Source organism: Stutzerimonas stutzeri (genome assembly GCF_002909485.1).
GTDB classification, from domain to species: Bacteria; Pseudomonadota; Gammaproteobacteria; order Pseudomonadales; family Pseudomonadaceae; genus Stutzerimonas; species Stutzerimonas stutzeri_AH.
This window is the reverse complement of record NZ_PPXG01000002.1, coordinates 181197-202751: the sequence shown is the minus strand read 5'-3', so window position 1 is coordinate 202751 and position 21555 is coordinate 181197. Positions and strand designations below refer to the sequence as shown.

Annotated in this window: 25 protein-coding genes; 6 read left to right on the top strand and 19 right to left on the bottom strand. The window is 60.2% G+C overall.

Annotated elements, in window-relative coordinates:
- Both ribF and murJ read right to left on the bottom strand, forming a co-directional pair.
- Entirely contained in the window at positions 1 to 951 is a 951-nt protein-coding gene (ribF, locus tag CXK91_RS04550) for a bifunctional riboflavin kinase/FAD synthetase (protein ID WP_103455150.1), read from the bottom strand.
- An 84-nt stretch (positions 952 to 1035) separates the two neighbouring features.
- Positions 1036 to 2583 carry a murein biosynthesis integral membrane protein MurJ gene (gene murJ, locus CXK91_RS04545; protein ID WP_103455149.1) on the bottom strand — a complete coding sequence of 516 codons (1548 nt, stop codon included), beginning with the start codon at positions 2581 to 2583 and terminating at the stop codon, positions 1036 to 1038.
- A gap of 222 nt (positions 2584 to 2805) precedes the next feature.
- Between murJ and rpsT the strand changes: the two genes are divergently transcribed.
- Positions 2806 to 3084 (top strand): 30S ribosomal protein S20, encoded by a 279-nt coding sequence (gene rpsT, locus CXK91_RS04540; protein ID WP_003281567.1) that lies wholly within the window; start codon positions 2806 to 2808, stop codon positions 3082 to 3084.
- 86 nt (positions 3085 to 3170) lie between these two features.
- Here the strand turns inward: rpsT and CXK91_RS04535 are convergent, their stop codons facing one another.
- The 5 genes from CXK91_RS04535 to rplU all read right to left on the bottom strand — a co-directional run bounded on the left by CXK91_RS04535 (position 3171) and on the right by rplU (position 6853).
- Positions 3171 to 3635: a CreA family protein gene (locus CXK91_RS04535; RefSeq protein WP_103455524.1), complete on the bottom strand. Its 465-nt coding sequence runs from the start codon at positions 3633 to 3635 to the stop codon at positions 3171 to 3173.
- Between the two features lie 7 nt (positions 3636 to 3642).
- Positions 3643 to 4761: a glutamate 5-kinase gene (proB, locus tag CXK91_RS04530; protein WP_103455148.1), complete on the bottom strand. Its 1119-nt coding sequence runs from the start codon at positions 4759 to 4761 to the stop codon at positions 3643 to 3645.
- 98 nt (positions 4762 to 4859) lie between these two features.
- Complete coding sequence (gene cgtA / locus CXK91_RS04525) at positions 4860 to 6077, bottom strand: Obg family GTPase CgtA (RefSeq protein WP_103455147.1); 1218 nt, start codon at positions 6075 to 6077, stop codon at positions 4860 to 4862.
- A gap of 170 nt (positions 6078 to 6247) precedes the next feature.
- Positions 6248 to 6505: a 50S ribosomal protein L27 gene (gene rpmA, locus CXK91_RS04520; protein WP_003281574.1), complete on the bottom strand. Its 258-nt coding sequence runs from the start codon at positions 6503 to 6505 to the stop codon at positions 6248 to 6250.
- A gap of 36 nt (positions 6506 to 6541) precedes the next feature.
- Entirely contained in the window at positions 6542 to 6853 is a 312-nt protein-coding gene (gene rplU / locus CXK91_RS04515; protein ID WP_003281576.1) for a 50S ribosomal protein L21, read from the bottom strand.
- 242 nt (positions 6854 to 7095) lie between these two features.
- Between rplU and CXK91_RS04510 the strand changes: the two genes are divergently transcribed.
- Entirely contained in the window at positions 7096 to 8064 is a 969-nt protein-coding gene (locus CXK91_RS04510; protein ID WP_003281578.1) for a polyprenyl synthetase family protein, read from the top strand.
- A 167-nt stretch (positions 8065 to 8231) separates the two neighbouring features.
- Positions 8232 to 8459, top strand: coding sequence for a hypothetical protein (locus CXK91_RS04505; protein WP_003281581.1), 228 nt, complete (start codon positions 8232 to 8234; stop codon positions 8457 to 8459).
- A gap of 43 nt (positions 8460 to 8502) precedes the next feature.
- Here CXK91_RS04505 and CXK91_RS04500 read toward each other — a convergent pair whose 3' ends face one another.
- The 7 genes from CXK91_RS04500 to CXK91_RS04470 all read right to left on the bottom strand — a co-directional run bounded on the left by CXK91_RS04500 (position 8503) and on the right by CXK91_RS04470 (position 14970).
- Positions 8503 to 9120, bottom strand: a complete 618-nt coding sequence (locus CXK91_RS04500; protein ID WP_003281583.1) for an FKBP-type peptidyl-prolyl cis-trans isomerase — start codon at positions 9118 to 9120, stop codon at positions 8503 to 8505.
- Positions 9121 to 9197: 77 nt separating this feature from the next.
- On the bottom strand, positions 9198 to 9362 hold the full coding sequence (locus CXK91_RS04495; protein WP_102820550.1) for a DUF2256 domain-containing protein: 165 nt from the start codon (positions 9360 to 9362) through the stop codon (positions 9198 to 9200).
- Positions 9359 to 10894, bottom strand: a complete 1536-nt coding sequence (locus CXK91_RS04490) for a cryptochrome/photolyase family protein (RefSeq protein WP_103455146.1) — start codon at positions 10892 to 10894, stop codon at positions 9359 to 9361. The genes CXK91_RS04495 and CXK91_RS04490 overlap by 4 nt, the downstream gene beginning before the upstream one ends.
- 49 nt (positions 10895 to 10943) lie before the next feature.
- A complete protein-coding gene (locus CXK91_RS04485) occupies positions 10944 to 11249 on the bottom strand; it encodes a DUF6482 family protein (protein ID WP_058063828.1) in 306 nt (101 codons plus the stop codon).
- Positions 11250 to 11364: 115 nt separating this feature from the next.
- Positions 11365 to 11853, bottom strand: coding sequence for a TIGR00645 family protein (locus CXK91_RS04480; RefSeq protein WP_003281590.1), 489 nt, complete (start codon positions 11851 to 11853; stop codon positions 11365 to 11367).
- Between the two features lie 164 nt (positions 11854 to 12017).
- Positions 12018 to 12353 (bottom strand): hypothetical protein, encoded by a 336-nt coding sequence (locus CXK91_RS04475; RefSeq protein WP_003281592.1) that lies wholly within the window; start codon positions 12351 to 12353, stop codon positions 12018 to 12020.
- A 175-nt stretch (positions 12354 to 12528) separates the two neighbouring features.
- Positions 12529 to 14970, bottom strand: coding sequence for a Lon protease family protein (locus tag CXK91_RS04470; RefSeq protein WP_103455145.1), 2442 nt, complete (start codon positions 14968 to 14970; stop codon positions 12529 to 12531).
- A 281-nt stretch (positions 14971 to 15251) separates the two neighbouring features.
- Here CXK91_RS04470 and CXK91_RS04465 point away from each other — a divergent pair, with 281 nt between their 5' ends.
- Entirely contained in the window at positions 15252 to 16280 is a 1029-nt protein-coding gene (locus CXK91_RS04465; protein ID WP_103455144.1) for a cytochrome-c peroxidase, read from the top strand.
- 63 nt (positions 16281 to 16343) lie between these two features.
- Here CXK91_RS04465 and mscL read toward each other — a convergent pair whose 3' ends face one another.
- The gene (mscL, locus tag CXK91_RS04460; RefSeq protein ID WP_003281598.1) at positions 16344 to 16754 is read right to left on the bottom strand and encodes a large-conductance mechanosensitive channel protein MscL; all 411 of its coding nucleotides are present in this window, start codon (positions 16752 to 16754) and stop codon (positions 16344 to 16346) included.
- Positions 16755 to 16976: 222 nt separating this feature from the next.
- On the opposite strand from mscL, the gene CXK91_RS04455 reads away from it, so the two are divergent.
- Entirely contained in the window at positions 16977 to 17246 is a 270-nt protein-coding gene (locus tag CXK91_RS04455; protein WP_102821049.1) for a YdcH family protein, read from the top strand.
- Positions 17247 to 17302: 56 nt separating this feature from the next.
- Here CXK91_RS04455 and CXK91_RS04450 read toward each other — a convergent pair whose 3' ends face one another.
- Positions 17303 to 17737 carry a CopD family protein gene (locus tag CXK91_RS04450; protein WP_102821050.1) on the bottom strand — a complete coding sequence of 145 codons (435 nt, stop codon included), beginning with the start codon at positions 17735 to 17737 and terminating at the stop codon, positions 17303 to 17305.
- A 116-nt stretch (positions 17738 to 17853) separates the two neighbouring features.
- On the opposite strand from CXK91_RS04450, the gene radA reads away from it, so the two are divergent.
- Positions 17854 to 19215, top strand: coding sequence for a DNA repair protein RadA (gene radA, locus CXK91_RS04445; protein ID WP_103455143.1), 1362 nt, complete (start codon positions 17854 to 17856; stop codon positions 19213 to 19215).
- A 3-nt stretch (positions 19216 to 19218) separates the two neighbouring features.
- Here the strand turns inward: radA and CXK91_RS04440 are convergent, their stop codons facing one another.
- The 3 genes from CXK91_RS04440 to glyA all read right to left on the bottom strand — a co-directional run bounded on the left by CXK91_RS04440 (position 19219) and on the right by glyA (position 21503).
- On the bottom strand, positions 19219 to 19587 hold the full coding sequence (locus CXK91_RS04440; RefSeq protein ID WP_003281609.1) for a PilZ domain-containing protein: 369 nt from the start codon (positions 19585 to 19587) through the stop codon (positions 19219 to 19221).
- Between the two features lie 57 nt (positions 19588 to 19644).
- Positions 19645 to 20106 (bottom strand): methyltransferase family protein, encoded by a 462-nt coding sequence (locus CXK91_RS04435; RefSeq protein WP_103455142.1) that lies wholly within the window; start codon positions 20104 to 20106, stop codon positions 19645 to 19647.
- Positions 20107 to 20249: 143 nt separating this feature from the next.
- Positions 20250 to 21503: a serine hydroxymethyltransferase gene (gene glyA, locus CXK91_RS04430; RefSeq protein WP_058063825.1), complete on the bottom strand. Its 1254-nt coding sequence runs from the start codon at positions 21501 to 21503 to the stop codon at positions 20250 to 20252.
- Between the last annotated feature and the right edge of the window lie 52 nt (positions 21504 to 21555).

Sequence of the window (21555 nt, the reverse complement as noted above, 5' to 3'; positions counted from 1 at the left end):
TCAGTCCTGACTCGTGATAAGGGTTGAAGCCCGCCAGTAATCGCGGGCTGCGGCGATATCCGCATCAATCGCCGTTTTAAGCGCCTCCAGCGAGGCAAAGCGCTGCTCGTCGCGCAGCTTGCGATGGAAGGTCACATGCACTACCTGGCCGTAAAGGTCGCCCTGATAGTCAAGCAGATGCACCTCCAGATGAGGCTTGCCGTCACTCTCGACCGACGGCCGCATGCCGATGTTGGCCACGCCAGCCAGCGACTTGCCACTGAGCTCGAGAGTGACAAAGAACACGCCGCTAAGTGGCGTATTGCGGCGCTTGAGCTGCACATTGGCAGTCGGCGCGCCGAGCTGCCGACCAAGTTTCTGCCCATGCATGACTCGGCCAGTGATGCCGAACGGCCTTCCCAGCAACGCCTCAGCGCAAACCAAGTCGCCATCCGCCAGCACCTGACGCAGCCGCGTGCTGCTGACCCGCTCACCGTCCACCTCAATGGTGGTCGCGGCTTCTACGGTAAAACCTTCAGCAGCACCGGCCTTTAGCAGAAAGTCGAAATCGCCAGCACGATCACAGCCAAAACGGAAATCGTCACCGACTTCCAAATGCTGCACCCCCAATCCCTCCACCAAGGTGACGTGAACGAACTCGGCCGCACTCAGCTCCCGCAGCCGACGATTGAAGGCCAGGCACAACACCAGATCAACACCCTGCTCGCTCAGCAACTGCAGTTTCTCACGTAGCCGAGTGAGACGTGCGGGCGCCTTGTCTGGTGAGAAGAACTCGCGCGGTTGCGGCTCGAAGATCACCACGCAGCTAGGCAGCCCCAGTTCGGCCGCACGCTCACGCAGCCGTGCCAGGATAGCCTGATGCCCCCGGTGCACGCCGTCGAAATTGCCGATGGTGGCGACGCAACCCCGATGCCGGGGTCGCAGATTGTGAAGACCTCGAACCAGCTGCATACCGCACTTCTTGCTTGAAAAGTGGCCGATTATACGCATGTGCCGAGCGTCCCGGACAGGTTTGCAGCGGCCGCGAGCCGTCGATCAATGCCGCAAATGCCGAGGCCGCAACCCCGTCACCAACAGCCCGCCGGCAAATGCCGCAAGCCCAGCGCAAACCAGCACGCCCAGTCGTAGCGCCCTCTGCTGCCAATCCCAGGCGAACCACTCCTGCGCCGGGACATTGAGCCACCACACCACCGCCACCATTGCGGCGCAAGCAGCCGCCAGACGAAGCCCGAACGGCCACCACCCAGGCGCAGGACGATAAACGCCAACCTTGTACAACCCCCAGAACAGCAGCACGGCATTGAGCATCGAAGACAACGACGTCGCGAGCGCCAGCCCGACATGCTGGAGCGGCCAGATCAGAATCAGATTCATCACCATGTTCGCAACCATGCAGATAACCGCGACCCGTACCGGCGTCTTCAGGTCTTGCCGCGCGAAGAAACCCGGTGCCAGCACCTTGATCAGCATGAACGCCAGCACCCCTAGCGAATAGGCCTGCAGCGCTCTGGCCGACTGCACCACCGCCTCCTCACTCATGGCGCCGTAATAGAAAAGGCTGGCGATCATTGGCTCGGCGAGGATGCCCAGCGCCAGCGCAGCGGGAACACCGACCAGCAACACCATGCGCAATGCCCAATCGAGTGTCGCGGAAAAAGCCTTCGGGTCTTCCCCGGCGTGCTGCCGCGACAGGCTCGGCAAGATCACCGTGCCTATGGCGATACCGAATGCGCCCAATGGCAACTCGGACAGCCGATCGGCGTAGTACAGCCAGGACACGCTGCCGGTCTGGAGAAACGATGCCAGCACCGTATCGAGCAACAGATTGATCTGACTTACCGACACCCCGAACAGCGCCGGCACCATCAATAGCATGATGCGCCGCACGCCTTCATCGCCCCTCTTGACCCTCGGCCTAGGCAGCAAGCCCAGCTTGGCCACGTACGGAAGCTGAAAGGCCAACTGGGCGAAACCGGCAATGAACACGCCCCAAGCCAGCGCCATGATCGGCTGATCGAAATAGGGCGTAAGAAACAACGCCGACGCGATCATGCACACATTGAGCAGTACAGGCGTGAAGCCTGGCACCGCAAAATGCCCGTAGCTATTGAGCACACCGGACGTAAACGCCGTCAGGGAAATCAGCATCAAATAGGGGAAGGTAATACGTAGCAGCTCGCCAGCCAGCTGCATCTTCGCCGGATCGTCATGAAAGCCCGGAGCGAAGACCATCACCACATAGGGCGCAAACAGCACACCCAACGCGGTCAGCCCGGCCAGAATGAGCCCGAGCATGCCGGCGGTGCGGTCCACCAACAGCTTGACGTCAGCCAGCGTGCGCTTGGCGCGATACTCCGATAGCACCGGCACAAAGGCTTGGGCGAAGGCACCCTCGGCGAACAGTCGGCGCAAAAAGTTGGGAATCTTGAACGCAATGAAGAAGGCGTCGGCGGCAGCTCCCGAACCGAAGTAGCTGGCGACGACCATATCGCGTACCATACCCAGCACGCGCGACAGCAGGGTCATGACACTGACCACGGCGCTGGAACGCAACAATCCGCCCTTGCCGGTTTTTTCGGACATTTGTCTTCCTAGAATTGCAGCGAGATTGATCGACCGTGCGCCTGGCGCCGGCCGGATCGATGGCCAGTTACGACACGAAAAGAGGCGGCGAGTTTAGCCGCCCCCCTTCTGTCCGACCAGCTTCTCAAGCCATTCGACCAGACTTGACAAGCGCCCCTCGCGTCGGCATGATTCGCGGCCTTATTTGCTTTGCAATCCCCCAAGTTTTCGAGGAGTTCGACGGTGGCCAACAGCCCTTCCGCCAAAAAACGCGCAATTCAGGCTGAGAAGCGTCGCAGCCACAATGCCAGCTTGCGCTCCATGGTTCGTACCTACATCAAGAATGTGGTCAAGGCCATTGATGCCAAAGACCTGGACAAGGCTCGCACAGCCTACACTGCTGCCGTGCCGGTCATTGACCGCATGGCCGACAAAGGCATCATCCACAAGAACAAAGCTGCTCGTCACAAGAGCCGCCTGAACGGCCACATCAAGGCCCTCGGCGAAGCTGCTGCAGCCTAACTGCAGGTTCTTGAAAAAAACCGGCCTAGCGCCGGTTTTTTTATGCCTCGTTTTTACCCACCACCATCGCAGGCAAAGCGTTCAGGTTACGGCGCGACCGACCAAGGCAGAATCGGAATAGCCGTAACTGCATTTTGTGGGCTACCTTCGATGACCCGGTCACTGTAGACGAGATAGACCAGCGTATTGCGCGACTCGTCGAAGAAGCGCACCACCTGCATGGTCTTGAACACCAGCGAAGTGCGCTCCTTGAACACCACATCACCATCCTTGAGCTTACCGTTAATACGGATCGGCCCGACCTGCCGACAGGCGATGGACGCCTCAGCCCGATCTTCGGCAAGCCCCAGACCACCCTTGATACCGCCAGTCTTTCCGCGAGACAGATAGCACGTTACGCCATCGACCAAAGGATCATCGAAAGCCTCGACAACGATCCGATGATTAGGCCCGAGCCACTTGAATACGGTATCCACCTCACCGATCCGCTCGGCAAGTGCGAACTGTGGCATCGCAAGGCCAAGCGCCAATATCAGAGCTGCAAGACGCATCATCACCTCAAACCAGAATCATGTTGTCGCGATGGATCAGCTCCGGCTCATCGACATAGCCGAGCAGCTTCTCGATTTCGTCCGACGGCCGCCCGAGAATGCGCTGCGCCTCGGCTGCACTGTAGTTAACCAAGCCGCGAGCAATCTCCGAACCCTGCGGCCCAACACAGATCACCATCTCACCACGCCGAAACGCCCCCTGCACAGCCCTCACCCCAACCGGCAACAGACTACGATTCCCCTTACGCAATGCATGCACGGCACCGTCGTCCAGCGTCAGCGTGCCACGGGTCTGCAGGTGTCCCGCAAGCCACTGCTTGCGCGCCGCATGTCGACTGCACTCCGGCGCCAGCAGCGTACCCAGGCGCTCGCCCGTTTTGAGGCGCGCCAGCACCTGCTCAATGCGCCCACCCACGATCACCGTATGCGCACCAGACCGAGCAGCCAGACGCGCTGCGCGCAACTTGGTCTGCATACCACCACGCCCCAGCGCCCCGCCTGTACCGCCGGCCACCGCATCGAGCGCAGGATCATCGGCCCGCGCCTCACTAATGAGATTGGCATCAGGATTGATACGAGGATCGGCATCGAACATGCCATCCCGATCAGTGAGGATGACTAACAGATCAGCCTCGACGAGATTGGCAACCAGGGCTGCGAGCGTATCGTTGTCGCCAAAGCGAATCTCATCGGTAACGACGGTGTCGTTTTCGTTGATAACCGGCACCACACCGAGATCAATCAATGTGCGCAGGGTGCTACGCGCATTGAGGTAGCGCTTGCGGTCCGACAGGTCGTCATGGGTAACCAGAATTTGCGCCGTCTGCTGATCGCAGCGAGCAAAGCTCGACTCCCAGGCGCGAATCAGCCCCATCTGCCCAACAGCGGCAGCGGCCTGCAGCTCATGCACCGCCTTGGGCCGGGAAGTCCAGCCGAGACGACTCATACCTGCCGCAACCGCGCCTGACGAGACGAGCACAAGCTCGACACCCGCCTCGCGCAACGCAACCATCTGATCAACCCAAACGGCCATCGCCGCCTGATCAAGCCCGCGACCGTCGGCGGTCAGCAGCGCACTGCCGATCTTCACCACCCAGCGCCGCGCACCGCTCACCTTGTCCCGCATCGCTCCCGCCTTCTATACGGCCAAAACATTTCCAGATCAGGCTGCGCACGAGCCAGCCATCAGTTGCCTGAACCGGACCGTTAGGGCCCGGCATTCGGCTAGCGTACGTAGATGATCTCAGCGCCACCTTCGTCATCATCATCGTCGTCGAAGTCGTCATCCTCGACCTCATCGGCCGCCTTGACGCCAGCACGACGCAGCGCGCGCTGATCGTCGAGCTCCTGCAACCGGGCGCGCGCCTCATCTTCGATCTGCTGATCGAGCTCAGCCAACGCCTCGGCATAGGCTGGCTCTTCAGCAATACGCACAGCGCGCTCGTCCAGATAGCGCATGATTGCCTGACTCAGCGCCTCAGTACCCTCGCTCTCCAGTGCAGAAATGACGAACACCGGACCCTTCCAATCCAGGCGCTCGACAACATGCCGCACGCGCTCCTCGCGCTCATCCTCGAGCAACTGATCCGCCTTGTTCAGCACTAGCCAGCGATCACGCTGAGTCAGTGCGGGACTGAACTTCTCCAGCTCGTGCAGGATGACTTCCGCAGCGTCAGCCGGATCACCGCCATCCAGCGGCGCCATGTCCACCAGATGCAGCAACAGCCGAGTACGCGCCAGGTGCTTGAGAAAGCGAATACCCAGGCCCGCACCCTCGGCCGCACCCTCGATGAGCCCCGGAATGTCGGCGATCACGAAGCTCTTGTAGCGCCCAACGCTGACCACACCCAGATTCGGCACCAGCGTAGTAAACGGATAATCGGCAACCTTCGGCTTGGCCGCCGACACCGAACGAATAAAGGTACTCTTGCCGGCATTCGGCAGGCCCAGCAGACCAACATCAGCGAGGACCTTCAATTCCAGCTTGAGGTCACGAGCATCACCCGGCTTGCCCGGCGTGGTCTGCCTTGGTGCCCGATTGGTACTGGACTTGAATCGAGTATTACCCAACCCGTGCCAGCCACCCTGAGCCACCAGCAGACGCTGCCCGGCCTTGGTCAGATCACCCATGATCTCCTGGGTAGCCGCATCAATGATGGTGGTACCAACCGGCACCGGCAGGACAAGATCCTCGCCCTTGGCACCCGTGCAATCGGTACTGCCACCCTTCTGCCCGTTCTGCGCATTGAAGCGACGGGTATAACGGTAGTCCACCAGCGTATTGAGGTTCTCGTCAGCCACCAAATACACCGAGCCGCCGTCGCCACCATCACCACCGTTGGGACCACCTTTTTCGATGAACTTTTCACGACGAAAACTCATCATGCCGTTGCCGCCGTCGCCGGCCTTTACAAAAATCGATACTTCATCGACGAATTTCATGGGAACGCCTCCCGTCGCAGGACGGGCTTAAGTAACAAGAAACATAAGGGTCTTGCAAAAAAACCCAGCGAAAACTGATTGAGCACCGAGCAGTTCTTTGCAAGAGCCTCACAGGATACAGAAACAAAAAAGCCCCGTCGCATGACAGGGCTTTTCCAGCAACGGCGCAGTTAGGCTGCGACGACGCTCACGTAGCGACGGCCAAAAGCGCCCTTCACTTCGAATTTGATCACGCCTTCGACTTTCGCGAACAGGGTGTGATCCTTGCCCATACCAACGCCGTAACCGGCATGGAACTGGGTGCCGCGCTGACGCACGATGATGTTACCGGCCTTGATGGCCTGGCCGCCGTACATCTTCACGCCAAGGCGTTTGGCTTCTGAGTCGCGACCGTTGCGGGTAGAACCGCCAGCTTTTTTGTGTGCCATGAGTTCAATACTCCTATAAGGGGATTCAGGCCCTAATTAGCCCTGAATACCGGTGATTTTGACCTCAGTGAACCACTGACGGTGGCCCTGACGCTTCATGTGGTGCTTACGACGGCGGAACTTGATGATGGTGACTTTGTCGTGACGACCTTGGGCGATCACTTCAGCAGTAACCTTGGCACCATCGACCACCGGAGCGCCGATTTTCACATCTTCGCCGTTGCCGATCAGCAGAACGCGGTCAAAAGTGACAGCTTCGCCAGTCGCAACTTCGAGTTTTTCAATCTTGAGGTATTCGCCTTCGGCAACCTTGTATTGCTTGCCGCCGGTTACGATAACTGCGTACATCTGTGTATCTCCGTTGATCCTGCTCACCCAGCGCTTAGAAATAATGGTTAGTGGCTGGCATGGCTGCATGGGGCCGGAAGTTGACGCCCGTGCAATTGCGTAAGGCAGGGAAATGCCCAGGGGGAAGTTCAGGGTCCGCGATTGTACGCATGCGATACACCCCGCGCAATAGCCAACTGGAGTTGCCTTGACAGTACTAGACCCGCCCCCTAGCATGCCGCGCAATCTGCGAGGAGTCCCCGATGCAACCCCAGCCTTTCTATCAAGTTGTGGCGGACGATTTTGCCGCTGTCGACGGCATCATCCGCAAGCAACTGACTTCGCGCGTTCCTCTAGTGGAAAAGATCGGGGACTACATCACCTCGGCCGGGGGCAAGCGCCTGCGCCCTCTACTGGTGCTGCTCAGTGGCAGTGCGCTCGGGCATCAGGGCGATCAACTGCGCCTACTGGCCGCCATCATCGAATTCCTGCACACCTCCACGCTGCTGCATGACGATGTCGTCGACATGTCAGGCATGCGCCGCGGCCGCTCCACTGCTAATGCCTTGTGGGGTAACGCCCCTAGCGTGCTGGTTGGTGACTTTCTATATGCACGCTCGTTCGAAATGATGGTGGAACTGGACTCCATGCCGGTGATGCGCATCATCTCCCAGGCAACCAGAGTCATCGCCGAAGGCGAAGTGCTGCAACTGTCGAAGGTTCGTGACGCCAGCACCACCGAAGAAATCTACATGGAAGTCATCCGCGGCAAGACTGCCATGCTCTTCGAAGCCTCGACCCACAGCGCGGCGACACTGGCCGGCGCCAATGAGGAGCAGCGTGAAGCGTTGCGCACCTTTGGCGATCACCTTGGCATCGCCTTCCAGCTGGTCGACGATCTGCTCGACTACCAGGGTGACGCGGAAACCCTTGGCAAGAATGTCGGTGACGACCTTGCCGAAGGCAAGCCCACGCTCCCGCTGATCTATACCATGCGCGAAGGTACGACTGAACAGGCTGCACTGGTGCGCAAAGCCATCCAGAAAGGCGGCCTGGAAGACCTCGAGAGTATTCGTGCCGCTGTTGAGGCATCAGGCGCATTGGATTACACCGCAAAGCTTGCGCGCGACTATGCCGAACGCGCCATTGCCTGCCTAGAAGTCATTCCCGCCAACCAGTATCGCGACGCCCTGGTCGAGCTGTGCCGCTTTGCCGTAGCTCGCACACACTGACCACCAAGAACCTCCGATGCTGCGCCGTGCAGGGCGCAGCAGCCAAACGCCACCCACGATCGCTTAATCACCAGCCCTCTTTACCCGCCGGGCAGAATAGGTCTTTTGCGCTTGCATCTTTGTAAATAACAATTATTCTCATTACGAGAATCAATTGGAGATGCCGCATGACTTACTTGATAGATGCTTGGCTGGACCGACCGCAGCCCTACCTGCGCATACTCGACCGCAACACCGGCGCGGTGTGTGTTTCACTAGAAGGCGAGGCGCTGGAAGAGTTGCGCGAGCAAGGTGACCTCGACCTGCAGGAGCTGAGCACGAACGAGCCCTGCGTGCTGAAGGAACAGATCCGCAATCTGTTCCTCTTCAGCTATGCCCGGGCGCTGCGGCCTTGAGGCGCTTTCAGGCTTCAGGCGTGGCTTGAAGCCTGCTGCCCTTTTAGAGCACGTCCAGCAACTCGACGTCGAACACCAGCGTGCTGTGCGGCGGGATGCTGCCTACGCCCTGGGCGCCGTAGGCCAATTCGCTCGGCACATACAGCCGCCACTTACTGCCGGCGTTCATCAGCTGGAGTGCCTCGGTCCAACCCGCAATTACACCGCCAACCGGAAACTCGGCTGGCTGGCCGCGCTGATAGGAACTGTCGAACACACTGCCGTCGATCAGCGTGCCGTGGTAATGCGTACGTACACTATCCTCGCGGGACGGCTTGGCGCCATCACCGGTAGTCAGCACTTCGTACTGCAGGCCCGACTGCAGCACAACCACGCCTTCGCGCTTGGCATTTTCGACGAGGAAGGCGCGACCTTCAGCAGCGGCCGCTTCGGCCTTCTGCTGAGCCTCTGCCTGCATGCGCTCGCGAATCACCGCGAAACTGGCATTCAGCGCCTCTGGGCTGACCTGGCTGGCCACACCGGCGAATGCGTCGCGAATGCCGGCAATCACTGCATCAAGGCTGACACCAGGCGGAGGGTTGTCACGCAACTGGTCGCCCAATTGACGGCCAATGCCGTAGCTTACGCGGGTTTCGTCAGTGGAGAAGTTGAGTTCGGTCATGCCGGGCTCCGAGAGCAAAAAAGGTCGGCCAGCCTAGCACAGCTGCGGCGACCGGGGCGGCAGCCAGTGCTCTGCCGTCACGTGCCGCTACCCGCCCTAGGGGCCGCCCCGCTCCTGTTACGCCGACAGCGTTCAGAGCAATACCGCACCTCATCCCAGCAGCGTGCCCATTTCTTTCGCCAGGTAAAGGGTAGTCCGCACACCACGCAGTTTTTTACCGGCAGGTCAGCTTTCTGTCTCACAACGCGTCACCAGCATCCAGACGCTCCAACAATGCCTCGCCGCGCCGCCATACTCCCTCCCGCTTGCTCTCGTCCATACGTGCGAGGTTGCGGTAGATCATCGTCATTCGAGGATTACTTTGCAGCCGCTCGCGGTGACGCATAAGAAAGTGCCAATAAAGGGCATTGAAAGGACAGGCATCGTCCGTCGTACTCTCACCCACCTTGTAGGCGCAGCCGTGACAGTAGTCGGACATGCGCTTGATGTACTGGCCGCTGGCACAGTAAGGCTTGGAGCCGAGATAGCCACCGTCGGCGTGCAGCACCATGCCAAGCACATTCGGCAGCTCTACCCAGTCGAATGCGTCCATGTACACCGCCAGATACCAGTCGCACAACGCCGGTGGAGCGATGCCTGCCAGTAGCGCGAAATTGCCTGTCACCATCAGCCGCTGGATATGGTGAGCATAGGCATGGTCCAGCGTCTGCCCTATGACCTGGCGCATACAGTTCATACGTGTCTGACCAGTCCAGTAGAACTCCGGCAGCGGCCTGGTGTTACCGAATGCGTTGCGCCGGGCGTAATCGGGCATCTGCAACCAGTAGATGCCACGCACATACTCACGCCAGCCGATCAGTTGGCGAATGAAACCTTCCGCGGCATTCAATGCGACGCGCCCTTGCCGATAGGCTGTCTCCACGTCCCCACACAGTCGCCGTACGTCAAGCAGGCCAACATTGAGCGCCGCACCGATACGCGCATGAAACAGGAACGGTTCGCCGCTCGCCATGGCGTCCTGATAGTCACCGAAAGCCGCCAGGCCGAAATCCAGAAAGTGCTGCCAGAGTTGCTCGGCTTCGGCGTGGGTCACCGGGTAATCGAACCTCTCCAGGCTACCGTAGTGATGGGCGAAGCGCGCCTCGACCAGCTCCAGCACATCGCGCGTGATGTCGTCAGCGACGAAGCGCAACGTGATCGGGCCGTGTAGTCCTCGCGGCAGAGGCTTGCGGTTGTCGGCATCGAGATTCCAGACTCCACCTTCCGGCGCCCCATCCAGATCCAGCAGAAGACCTGCTCGGAGTCGCATCTCGCGGTAGAAGAACTCCATTCGCAGCTGCTTTTTACCGCTCGCCCAGCAAGCGAACTGGGCCCGCGAACAGAGAAAGCGCTGATCGGCGTGCCATGTGATCGGCAGGCCACTGCTTTTCAGCGCCTGCTCGACTCGCCAGTCGCCAGCTTCGGTGACGTGGATATCGGCGGGTCGATACTTTGCGGCAAAGCGCGCCAGCTCTCCGGCTAGCGAACCACTGTTGGCAGGGTCATCGAGCGCCACATAGTCCACGGCCACACCGCGCTCGCGCAGGGCCTGGGCGAAGTGGCGCATCGCACTGAAGATAAAGGCAATCTTCTGCGGATGGTGCGGCACATGGTTGGCCTCATCGGCCACTTCAGCAAGCAAAACCCGATCATGAACCGGGTCCAGCCCATCCAGGACAGACAGATCGAAGCTCAGCTGATCGCCGAGCACCAACCGTAGCGCGGTGATGCTCATCACCAGCCCTCCTCACACCAGCAGGGCAGGACACAACAGCGGCGAGATCTCACCACTGAGACCGCATACCAAGCGGCACACGCAGCGGTTCGCGAACGCCCTCGGCCAAACCGCACATTTCGTCGTAGGGCGATTGCTGCACGAGGTGGAACGGCAGTTCGGGCAATTCCCGCAAGATGTCGCGGGCATGCTCCACCGAACGCAGGTGCCAGACCTTCCCGCGATCATCAGTCAAACTGTGCCGCTGGCCTTGAAGATAGATGTCGAGAAGGTAGATCCCACCCTCGAGTGAAATCAGCTCCAGAGCGTCGACGCGTCCGGCGACGGCATGAGTCGCAAGGTCCTGAAGGTACATGGCGAATCCCCGTGAAAAACCGCTACAGAATATTCGACAAAATAATAATTCTGTAGAGCTTTTTATCAGATACCACAGGGACTTCCGCCTGCCCGCGACGGCAGGGTGCCGGCAATCAGTGTTTGGTGATTTTATCCATGTAGCCCATGGCGAAGGCCGATACCACGAACGTCAGGTGGATGATCACATACCACATCAGTTTTTCACTCTCGATCTGCTGCACATCCATGAACATACGCAGCAGATGAATCGACGAAATCGCCACGATCGAAGCCGCGACCTTGAGCTTTAGCGAACTGGAATCCATCTTGCCAAGCCAGTCCAACTTCTCCTTGCCCTCGTCCACGTCCAGCTGCGAAACGAAGTTCTCGTAGCCGGAGATCATGACCATCACCAACAGACCGCCGACCAGCGCCATATCGATCAGCGACAGCAACGTCAGCACCAGATCCGCTTCGCTGATCGACAAGATCATCGGGAGGATGTGGAAGACCTCCTGAAAGAACTTGATTGCCAGCGCCAGCAGCGCAAATGCCAGACCGAAGTAGATGGGGGCCAGCAGCCAGCGAGCGGCGTACATGGCATTTTCGAGAATGCGCTCCATGAGGTCTCACAGTGGGAAATGAAGACGCGCGAGTATACGCAGCCGTACCGAGCGCACCAAGACAAGCCAACGGTGCACATTCCGCATGTGGATAAAAATCCGGCTGGCGCAGGCAAAAGAAAGAACGAGCCTGTCAGCCAGCACCAGGTGTGTGCGGAGCGGACTTAGGGTCGCGACTCCCAGCCGCGTAGAAAACGCGCCTGATTGGCGTTAACTCGGCGCAATTCGGCTTGCATGTGCAGTTGCCAGATCGAAGGGGCGTCCGACTCGCAGTAGCCCTGGCCAATTAGGTTATCGGCGATTGCGGCAAGCACCGATTCGGCCATTGCAGGCCCGTGGAATGGGCCCTGGACCTTGATTGCAGTCGGTTGCCCGTCTGCCAGACCAGCCGCGCAGAGCAGCGTCCACAGCCCGTTGCCGCCGGCAAGAGGGCGTATGGCGCATTCGATTCGGGTAACCAGGCCCAGGCACTGGCGATTCAGACAAAGATTGTGCGACATAGTGGCGATCCTCGCGTCGGGCCGACGCGGGAACATCCTTCACGGATGTAGCGCGAGAGCCTGTTTATCCCCTGAAGCTGTGGATAATCCTGTGGATGAAGGGTGGATGCCCTCCTCCACTGCAGACCCGCCGCGCGCGCTATCGTTCCGTTCAAAAACCGTACAGCGGTGAGGCCTAGTTATCTTCGTCCGACTTGGCCGCTTGTTGCTCAGTTGAATCTGCAGCCTCGCCCTTGCCTTCCTCTTCCAGCTCGATTTCGGCAATGTCACGCAAGCGCTCAACCACCCTGGCGTTGACGCTTCCCTTGGGGAAATGTCCCTGCTCATCGGCCGCGCCCACATCCTCGCCCACCAAGAGCGACAGCGCCTCATCTACCTGCCTTACGGCATAAACGTGGAAGCGCTGCTGACGAACCGCATCCAGCACGCGCTCGTCGAGCATCAGCGTAGTGACATTGGCGAACGGGATGATCACCCCTTGCTCGCCTGTCAGTCCGCGCGCTTCGCAAAGACGGAAGAAACCCTCGATCTTCTCGTTCACGCCGCCGACCGCCTGAACTTCACCAAACTGGTTGATCGAGCCGGTGATGGCGAAGCACTGTTTGAGCGGCGTACGCGATAGACCTGAGATCAGCGCGCAGCACTCGCCGAGTGACGCGCTATCGCCGTCGACATAGCCATAGGACTGCTCCAACGCGATGCTTGCCGATATTTCCAGCGGAAACTCCTGGGCATAACGGCTGCCCAGATAGCCAGTGAGAATCATCACCCCTTTGGAGTGAATTGGCTGACCGAGGTTAACCTCGCGCTCGATATCGACAATCCCCGAGCCGCCGGGATAAACGGTGGCAGAGATGCGGGCCGGCATACCGAATGCCGAGTCGCCAACCTCTAGCACGGTCAGCCCATTGCACTTGCCGATGGCAGCACCTTCGCTGTCGATCAGAATAACGCCGGCGAGGATGTCTTCGAGAATCCGCGCCGAGACGCGACCAGTGCGGGTGGCCTTGGCCTTGAGCGCACGCTCGATGTGACCGACATCGGTTACTTCATCCTTGGCCAGCTGGCGGATGAAATCGGCTTCGCTGACCAGTTGAAACAAATCGCCGATGCGTGCGGACAAACGCCCCTGATGCTCGGCCAGACGCGCGCTGTAGGTAGCCAGGCGCGCTACGGCTGCAGCAGTAAGCGGCGCCATGCCCTCTTCCGAAGTACGGGTCTTCATTAGTTGGGCGAACTGTTCGAGGCTGTCCTCGGCCAGCGGGATGTCCTCGTCGAAGTCCACCAGTACGCGGAACATCTCCTGAAAATCCGGATCCAGGTCCTGCAGCGTGTAATAGAGCTGACGCGAGCCGATGATGATCACCTTCACATGCAGCGGAATTACCTGTGGTGTCAGCGTCACGGTGGCCAGCCGCCCCAATTCGGCCAGCGGGGATTCCATCTTCAGCTTGCGCGACTGCAGGGCACGCTTGAGCGCCTCCCAGACGAAAGGCTCACTGAGCAGCTTCTCCGCCTCCAGCATGAGGAAACCACCATTGGCGCGGTGCAGCGCGCCCGGTCGCAGCTGTCGGTAACTGGTATAGAGCGCGCCCTGATCCGTGTTGTATTCGATGCGACCGAACAGGTTGTCATAGGTCGGATGCGGTTCGAACACCACCGGCGCCCCGCCGTCGAGCGGATGACCGACTACCAGGCTCGGGCTGTACTGCTCTTCGAGCAGCACGCGGTTCTGCGCTTCCGGGCGGTTTTCATCCACCAACTGCTCAACGACTGTCTTCAGCAGATTGACCTGCACTGCCTGCAAATAGGCCTCGATGCCGGCGTTCTCGGCATACTTTTCCGACAGGGGCGCCAGCAGCGGCTGCAATGCCTGGCTAATGGTCTCATCGTTCAGCTGGCGCAGCTGGTTGGTCGACTCCCGCTTCCACTGCGGCAGGCTCGCCAGCTCCTCGTTCAGGCGTACTTCCAGTGCCGAAATGTCTTCGTGATAGCGCTCTCGCTCGGCTTCAGGCAGCTGGGCAAATTCGGTCTCGTCGAGCGCTTTGCCCTCCTTCATAGGAGTGAAGGCGATGTTGTTGCTGTCGCGGTAAAGGGCAATCTCCTTTTCCAGCGCGAGCTTCTCGATCACGTCCAACGCCCTGTCGTATCGCTGGTTGAAGCCGCGGTCGATGGCACTCTTCTTCTGCTGAAAGCTGGGATGCTCGAATACCGCCGGAAAGGTCGCCAGAAGATTGTCGATCAACTGGTTGATATCGGCGATGAACGTCGCCGCGCCACCGTTGGGCAACTCCAGCACTCGCGGTTCGCGGGGCTCGTCGAAGTTATTGACGTAAACCCAGTCCGACGGCGTATCCAGTCGCTTGCCTTCAGCCCTGAGGTAGCGGCGAACGAAGGAGAAGCGTCCGGTGCCCGGCTCGCCCATCACATACACGTTATAACCGGGGCGTGGCATTGCCACGCCGAACTGCAACGCCTCGACCGCGCGTTCCTGGCCGAGCACACCGAGAAAAGGCTCCAGTTCGGCGGTGGTCTTGAAATTGAATTGGCTGGGCTCGAAGGGACGGGTCAGCGCATCGGGTGCCAGGCGCAAGCCGGCAGCGACAGGTTCAGGCATCGGGAATCCTTGCTGGGGTGGCGCACGCGGCCACAATTGATGGCGCCATTCTGGCGTTGCCTCGGCCGCGCCGCAAGGCTCGCCGAGCCCGTGCAACTTGGTGGGGCATTCTTCCTGAAATCGTTCACAGAACAATACGGCGTCTGGAGCGAAGTCGTGCAGAGACACAACTGGATACAGTTAGTTGCGCCCGCTCTGCCCCGTCACCTTGATACAGATCAAACGATGACTTGACGAAAAAGCGCCTCCTAGCGTTAGCCAACACAAAAGGAGCTTCCGTGATGCGCCCTTCCCTCACCCTATTGCTTAGCAGCCTACTGTTTACCAGCGCAGCGAACGCTGATGAACTGCGCGAACGAGCCAATGCCATTTTCAAACCTATCCCCGACAAAGTCACCGAAGTCCGCGGCCAGAAGGTCAGCGAAGACCAAGCTGTACTCGGTCACAAACTCTGGTTTGACCCGCGCCTGTCCAGCAGCCACGTCATCAGCTGCAACACTTGCCACAACCTGAGCATCGGCGGCAGCGACAACGTGCCGACCTCGATCGGTCACGGCTGGCAAAAAGGCCCGCGCAACTCACCCACCGTGCTGAACGCAGTGTTCAACGCCGCGCAGTTCTGGGACGGTCGTGCCAAGGACCTGCAGGAGCAGGCCAAAGGCCCGGTGCAGGCGAGCGTGGAAATGAACAGCACACCAGAGCGCGTCGTCTCCACGCTCAAGAGCATTCCGGCGTACGCCGCCGAGTTCAAGAAAGCCTTTCCCAAGGACAAGGATCCGGTCAGCTTCGACAACATGGCCTACGCCCTGGAAGCCTTCGAGGTCACGCTGACTACGCCAAACTCGCCGTTCGACCGTTTCCTCAAGGGTGAGGACAAGGCGCTGGACGACAAGCAGAAACAAGGCCTGGCGTTATTCATGGATGCTGGATGCTCTGCCTGCCACAACGGGGTAAACCTCGGTGGTCAGGGTTACTTCCCCTTCGGTGTGATCAAGAGGCCAGGAGCCGAGGTGCTGCCAGTAGGCGACAAGGGGCGCTTCGCAGTAACCAACACGGCAAGCGACGAATACGTGTTCCGCGCCGCACCGTTGCGCAACGTCGCGCTGACCCCACCCTACTTCCACAGCGGCGAGGTCTGGGAGCTTGAAGAAGCGGTTGCGATCATGGGCGACAGCCAACTGGGTCGTCAGCTCAACAAGGATGAAGTCAGCGCCATCACTGCATTCCTGCACAGCGTAACCGGCGAACAGCCACAAGTGGACTACCCGATCCTTCCTGCCAGCACAGCGACCACTCCAAAGCCTGAGTGATCGTTCCTGTTACCCGGCGCCAGTCGCCGGGTAACTTCCCCATGACGCTCAGTAAACGCCCGCTCAGTTACTCTTCTGCTCCCTGAGCAAGTCCCGAATCTCGGTCAGCAGCAGCTCTTCCTTAGAAGGCGCAGGCGGTGCGGATGGCGCTTCTGCCTCCTTGCGCTTCAGATGATTGATGGCTTTGATCGCCATGAAGATGGCGAAGGCAATGATCAGGAAGTCCACCACCGTTTGAATGAACGACCCATAGCGAAGTAGCACCGCCGGCGCATCACCTACCGCATCCTTGAGCACTATTGCCAGATCGGAAAAGTCCACGCCACCAATGAGCAAGCCCAGTGGAGGCATGATCACGCCATCGACGAACGACGAGACGATCTTGCCGAACGCAGCGCCGATGACGATTCCCACGGCCATGTCGACGACATTTCCCCGCACGGCAAACGCCTTGAATTCGTTGATCAGACTCATACGCAGATTTCCTTTAGTGGGTGTACGGGCCATTCGCAATGACCCCGCGGTCATGGCGGTGAGCGCCGTGGTAGAGCATAGCCGGGCTTGCCGGCGCAGGCCACGGCAGAACGCCTTTCATCGACCGGTTATTGCGAATGAGGTTCGCTTGATCGCCGTCAACCGGTTCTGCCGGGACGGCGACTATGGTATAGCCCTACCAGACAAACCGGAGCGGTTTCCATGCACGTCGAACACCACCCACTGATCAAGGACTTCCCTGAGAAACGCGAGCAGTTGCAGAAACTGCGTCAGGAAGATCCGGCCTTCGCCCGAAAGGCGGACGAATACGAAGCGCTGGACAAGCGCATCTGCCGCGTCGAAGACGGTGTCGAAACCCTCGACGACACCGCACTCAACGCGCTCAAGCAGGAGCGTGTGGCCATGAAAGATGACATCGCCCGCGACCTCAAGCGTGCATCGGGCAGCTGCTGCGGTGGTTGCTGCGGCTGATAGCACCACCAGTAAAAAGAAGCCCGCCATGCGCGGGCTTCTTTCTGTCTAACCCGCTAGAACAAGCCACCGAAACGGAACCCCGAGCCGACCCAGACGAAGGCAATGGCCGTCAGGGTGATCAGCACGATATGCAGGCCCAGTTGCGGCAAGCGTTGCGCATCCAGCTTCGGGATCAGCGCCAATCGAGCGTGAACCCCGAGCAGCGCAGTCGCGCCGAGCAGTACCAGCTTGGCCTGTACCAGGTGAGCCATGGGAGATGAATCGAACCACTGGGCGTGCGGCAACCACAGGCTGGCAAGCCAGAACCCGCTGACGATCTGCACCAGCAGCGCAGGAATCCCGACGCGCTCGTAAAGTTGTTCGAACTGGCGTACCGGCTGGACATCGCGACGCCGCAGCGCACCCGGCAGCACACTGAATAGCAGTACCAGATGCCCGCCCACCCAGACACTGGCGCCTAGCAGGTGCAGAAACAACAGATGTCGCATGGCGCTCACTCCTGTTCGATTTGTTTACAGTCTGGGCGCTCCCTCGCCGCTTGTGGCTGATGACGATCAAGTCAGCCGTTATCATGCGACACCACTTACCCGACCCGGAGTTTCCCATGGCCAAGGCCAAGCGCATGTATGGCTGCACCGAATGCGGCTCGACCTTTCCGAAATGGGCCGGCCAGTGCGGTGATTGCGGTGCCTGGAACACACTGGTGGAAACCATCATCGAGGGCGCGGCACCACCCTCCGGCCGCGCAGGCTGGGCAGGCGAGCAGGCCAACATCCGGACCTTGGCCGAAGTCAGCGTCGAAGAAGTACCGCGCTTTTCCACCGCTTCCGGCGAGCTGGACCGCGTACTCGGCGGGGGGCTAGTGGACGGATCGGTGGTGCTGATCGGCGGTGATCCAGGCATCGGCAAGTCGACCATCTTGCTGCAGACGCTTTGCGCCATCGCCCAGCAATACCCGGCGCTCTACGTGACCGGCGAGGAATCCCAGCAGCAGGTGGCCATGCGTGCGCGCCGCCTTGACCTGCCGCAGGACAAGCTCAAGGTGATGACCGAGACCTGCATCGAATCAATCATCGCCACCGCGCGACTGGAAAAGCCCAAGGTGATGGTGATCGACTCGATCCAGACCATCTTCACCGAGCAGCTGCAATCGGCGCCGGGAGGTGTCGCCCAAGTGCGCGAGAGCGCCGCGCTGCTGGTTCGCTTCGCCAAGCAGAGCGGCACGGCCATCTTCCTGGTCGGCCACGTCACCAAGGAAGGCGCCCTCGCCGGCCCGCGCGTGCTCGAACACATGGTCGACACGGTGCTGTATTTCGAGGGTGAATCGGATGGCCGCCTGCGCCTGCTGCGTGCGGTGAAGAACCGCTTCGGTGCGGTCAATGAGCTGGGCGTGTTCGGCATGACCGACAAGGGCCTGAAGGAAGTCACCAACCCCTCGGCGATCTTCCTCACCCGCGCTCAGGAAGCGGTGCCCGGCAGCGTGGTCATGGCTACATGGGAAGGCACACGGCCGATGCTGGTGGAGGTGCAGGCGCTGGTCGACACCAGCCACCTGGCCAATCCCCGGCGCGTGACCCTGGGCCTGGATCAGAACCGTCTGGCCATGCTGCTGGCCGTGCTGCATCGGCATGGCAGCATTCCGACCTACGATCAGGACGTGTTCATCAACGTGGTCGGCGGAGTGAAGGTACTGGAAACCGCCGCGGACCTGGCGCTGATGGCGGCGGTGATATCGAGTCTGCGCAATCGGCCGCTCGATACCGACCTGCTGGTATTCGGCGAGGTGGGGCTGTCCGGCGAGATCCGCCCAGTGCCGAGTGGTCAGGAACGCCTGAAGGAAGCCGCCAAGCACGGCTTCAAGCGCGCCATCGTACCCAAGGGCAATGCGCCAAAAGAGGCGCCTGCGGGTTTGCAGGTCATTGCTGTAACACGCCTTGAGCAGGCGCTCGACGCGCTGTTCGAGTGACCGCTATTCGCCGCCCAGTGCCGCCAGCTCGCGCTCCAGCAGTGCTTCGTCGCCCAAGTTGAGCTCGACCAGGCGCCGCAGGTGGGCAATTGAGTCGAGATCGATGTGCTGGCAGACGAAACCGATCAGATCGCCCTCTTCGTGGGCCATCGCCACCTCCATGCGTACCTCGGCATCGTCGGCCAGGCGCACCTGGGCTGCGAACGGTTGCGACGCATCGGCATCCCAGCCGTCGGGGCGACGAACCAGCAGGCCTTTCAGCGACAAATCATGCAGCTCGACCGGCCAGCGACGGTCGCCCTGGACCAGCTCGGTGGCAGCATCGAACTCGATGCGCTGGAAGCGCCTGCGATCACTTGGGGTATCACTCATCGAAATCACTCCGCGAAGTCTGGTTTCACTATAGGACAAGAACACTCGACAGCGACGTCACAACCAGCGGCGGACTCGCCCACAGTAACGGCGATAGTCATCACCGAACAGCTGCGTAAGCAGGCGCTCTTCATGCACGATTACGCCACGCTGCATGCTGAAGACCACGGCCGGCAGCAGCAGCCACGGCCACAGCGATCCCCACAGCAGAGCGATGCCGCAGTAGATCAGACTGTCCGCCAGATAGATCGGGTTGCGCGAGATACGGAACGGCCCCTCTTCCAACAGCCTTGCGGGCTTGCCATAAGGGTTGACTGTTGTTTTGCGCCAGAGCATCAGCAATCCGGCCCAGAGCATCAGCAATACGCCGGCATCGATCAGCCCCCAACCGATGTAATGGGTCCAGAGGTTCTGCGGTAGCGCGATGGGTATAAGCCACTCAAGCAACCACGCGGCTGCGAGGAACAACACATAGATGACGGGCGGAGGCAAAATCACGCCGGTGGCACGCTTGAACATGAAAAGAACTCCAGAAGAGCAGATGATCGCAGTCTAGCGCGGCAACCCGAACCCGCGATGGCCGAGATCAAGAAGGGGCGTTTCCGGCACCAGATAGCAGAAAGCCCGCTTTCGCGGGCTCTCTGGATGAAGCAGTTGAGTGCTTAGTTGCCGTATACCGGGAACTTGGCGCAGACCGCTTCGACCTTGCCACGGACCGCGTCGATCACCGACTCGTCGCCCATGTTGTCGAGGATGTCGCAGATCCAGCCGGCCAGATCACGGCACTCGGTTTCGCCGAAGCCGCGAGTGGTGACAGCCGGGGTGCCAATGCGCAGACCGGAAGTCACGAACGGCGAACGCGGGTCGTTCGGCACGCTGTTCTTGTTCACGGTGATGTGCGCGTTGCCCAGGGCAGCATCCGCATCCTTACCGGTGATGTCCTGTTTGATCAGGCTGAGCAGGAACAGGTGGTTTTTGGTGCCGCCGGAAACCACGTCGAAGCCGCGCTGGATGAACACTTCGGCCATGGCCTGTGCGTTCTTCACGACCTGCTGCTGGTAGGCCTTGAACTCGGGCTGCAGCGCTTCCTTGAAGCACACGGCCTTGGCGGCAATGACATGCTCCAGCGGGCCACCCTGGGCACCGGGGAAAACGGCAGAGTTGAGTTTCTTCTCGATCTCGGCGTTGGCACGCGCCAGGATCAGGCCGCCGCGCGGACCGCGCAGGGTCTTGTGGGTCGTGGTGGTGACGACGTCGGCAAACGGTACCGGGTTCGGGTATACGCCAGCGGCAACCAGACCAGCCACGTGGGCCATATCGACGAACAGGTAGGCACCTACCTTGTCGGCGATCTCACGGAAACGGGCGAAGTCCAGCAGCTGGGAGTAAGCGGAGAAACCGGCAACGATCATCTTCGGCTTGTGCTCGACGGCCAGACGCTCGACTTCGTCGTAATCGATCAGGCCTTGATCGTTGATGCCGTACTGCACGGCGTTGTACAGCTTGCCGGACGAGGAAACGCTGGCGCCGTGGGTCAGGTGACCACCGTGGGCCAGGCTCATGCCGAGAATGGTATCGCCAGCCTGCAACAGCGCCAGGTAAACAGCGGCGTTGGCCTGGGAGCCGGCATGCGGCTGAACGTTGGCGTAATCGGCGCCGAACAGTTCCTTGGCGCGATCGATGGCCAGTTGCTCGACCACGTCGACGTATTCGCAACCGCCGTAGTAGCGCTTGCCCGGGTAGCCTTCGGCATACTTGTTGGTCAGTACCGATCCCTGAGCTTCCATCACCGCTGGGCTGGTGTAGTTCTCCGAGGCGATCAGCTCGATGTGGTCTTCCTGACGCTTGGCTTCCTGCTCCATGGCAGCGAAGAGATCGGCGTCGAAACGGGCGAGGGTCAAATCACGGCTGAACATGGCAGTCCTCTGAGATCAGCTGGCGGTAAAAGAGAGCCGCGGATTCTACCTC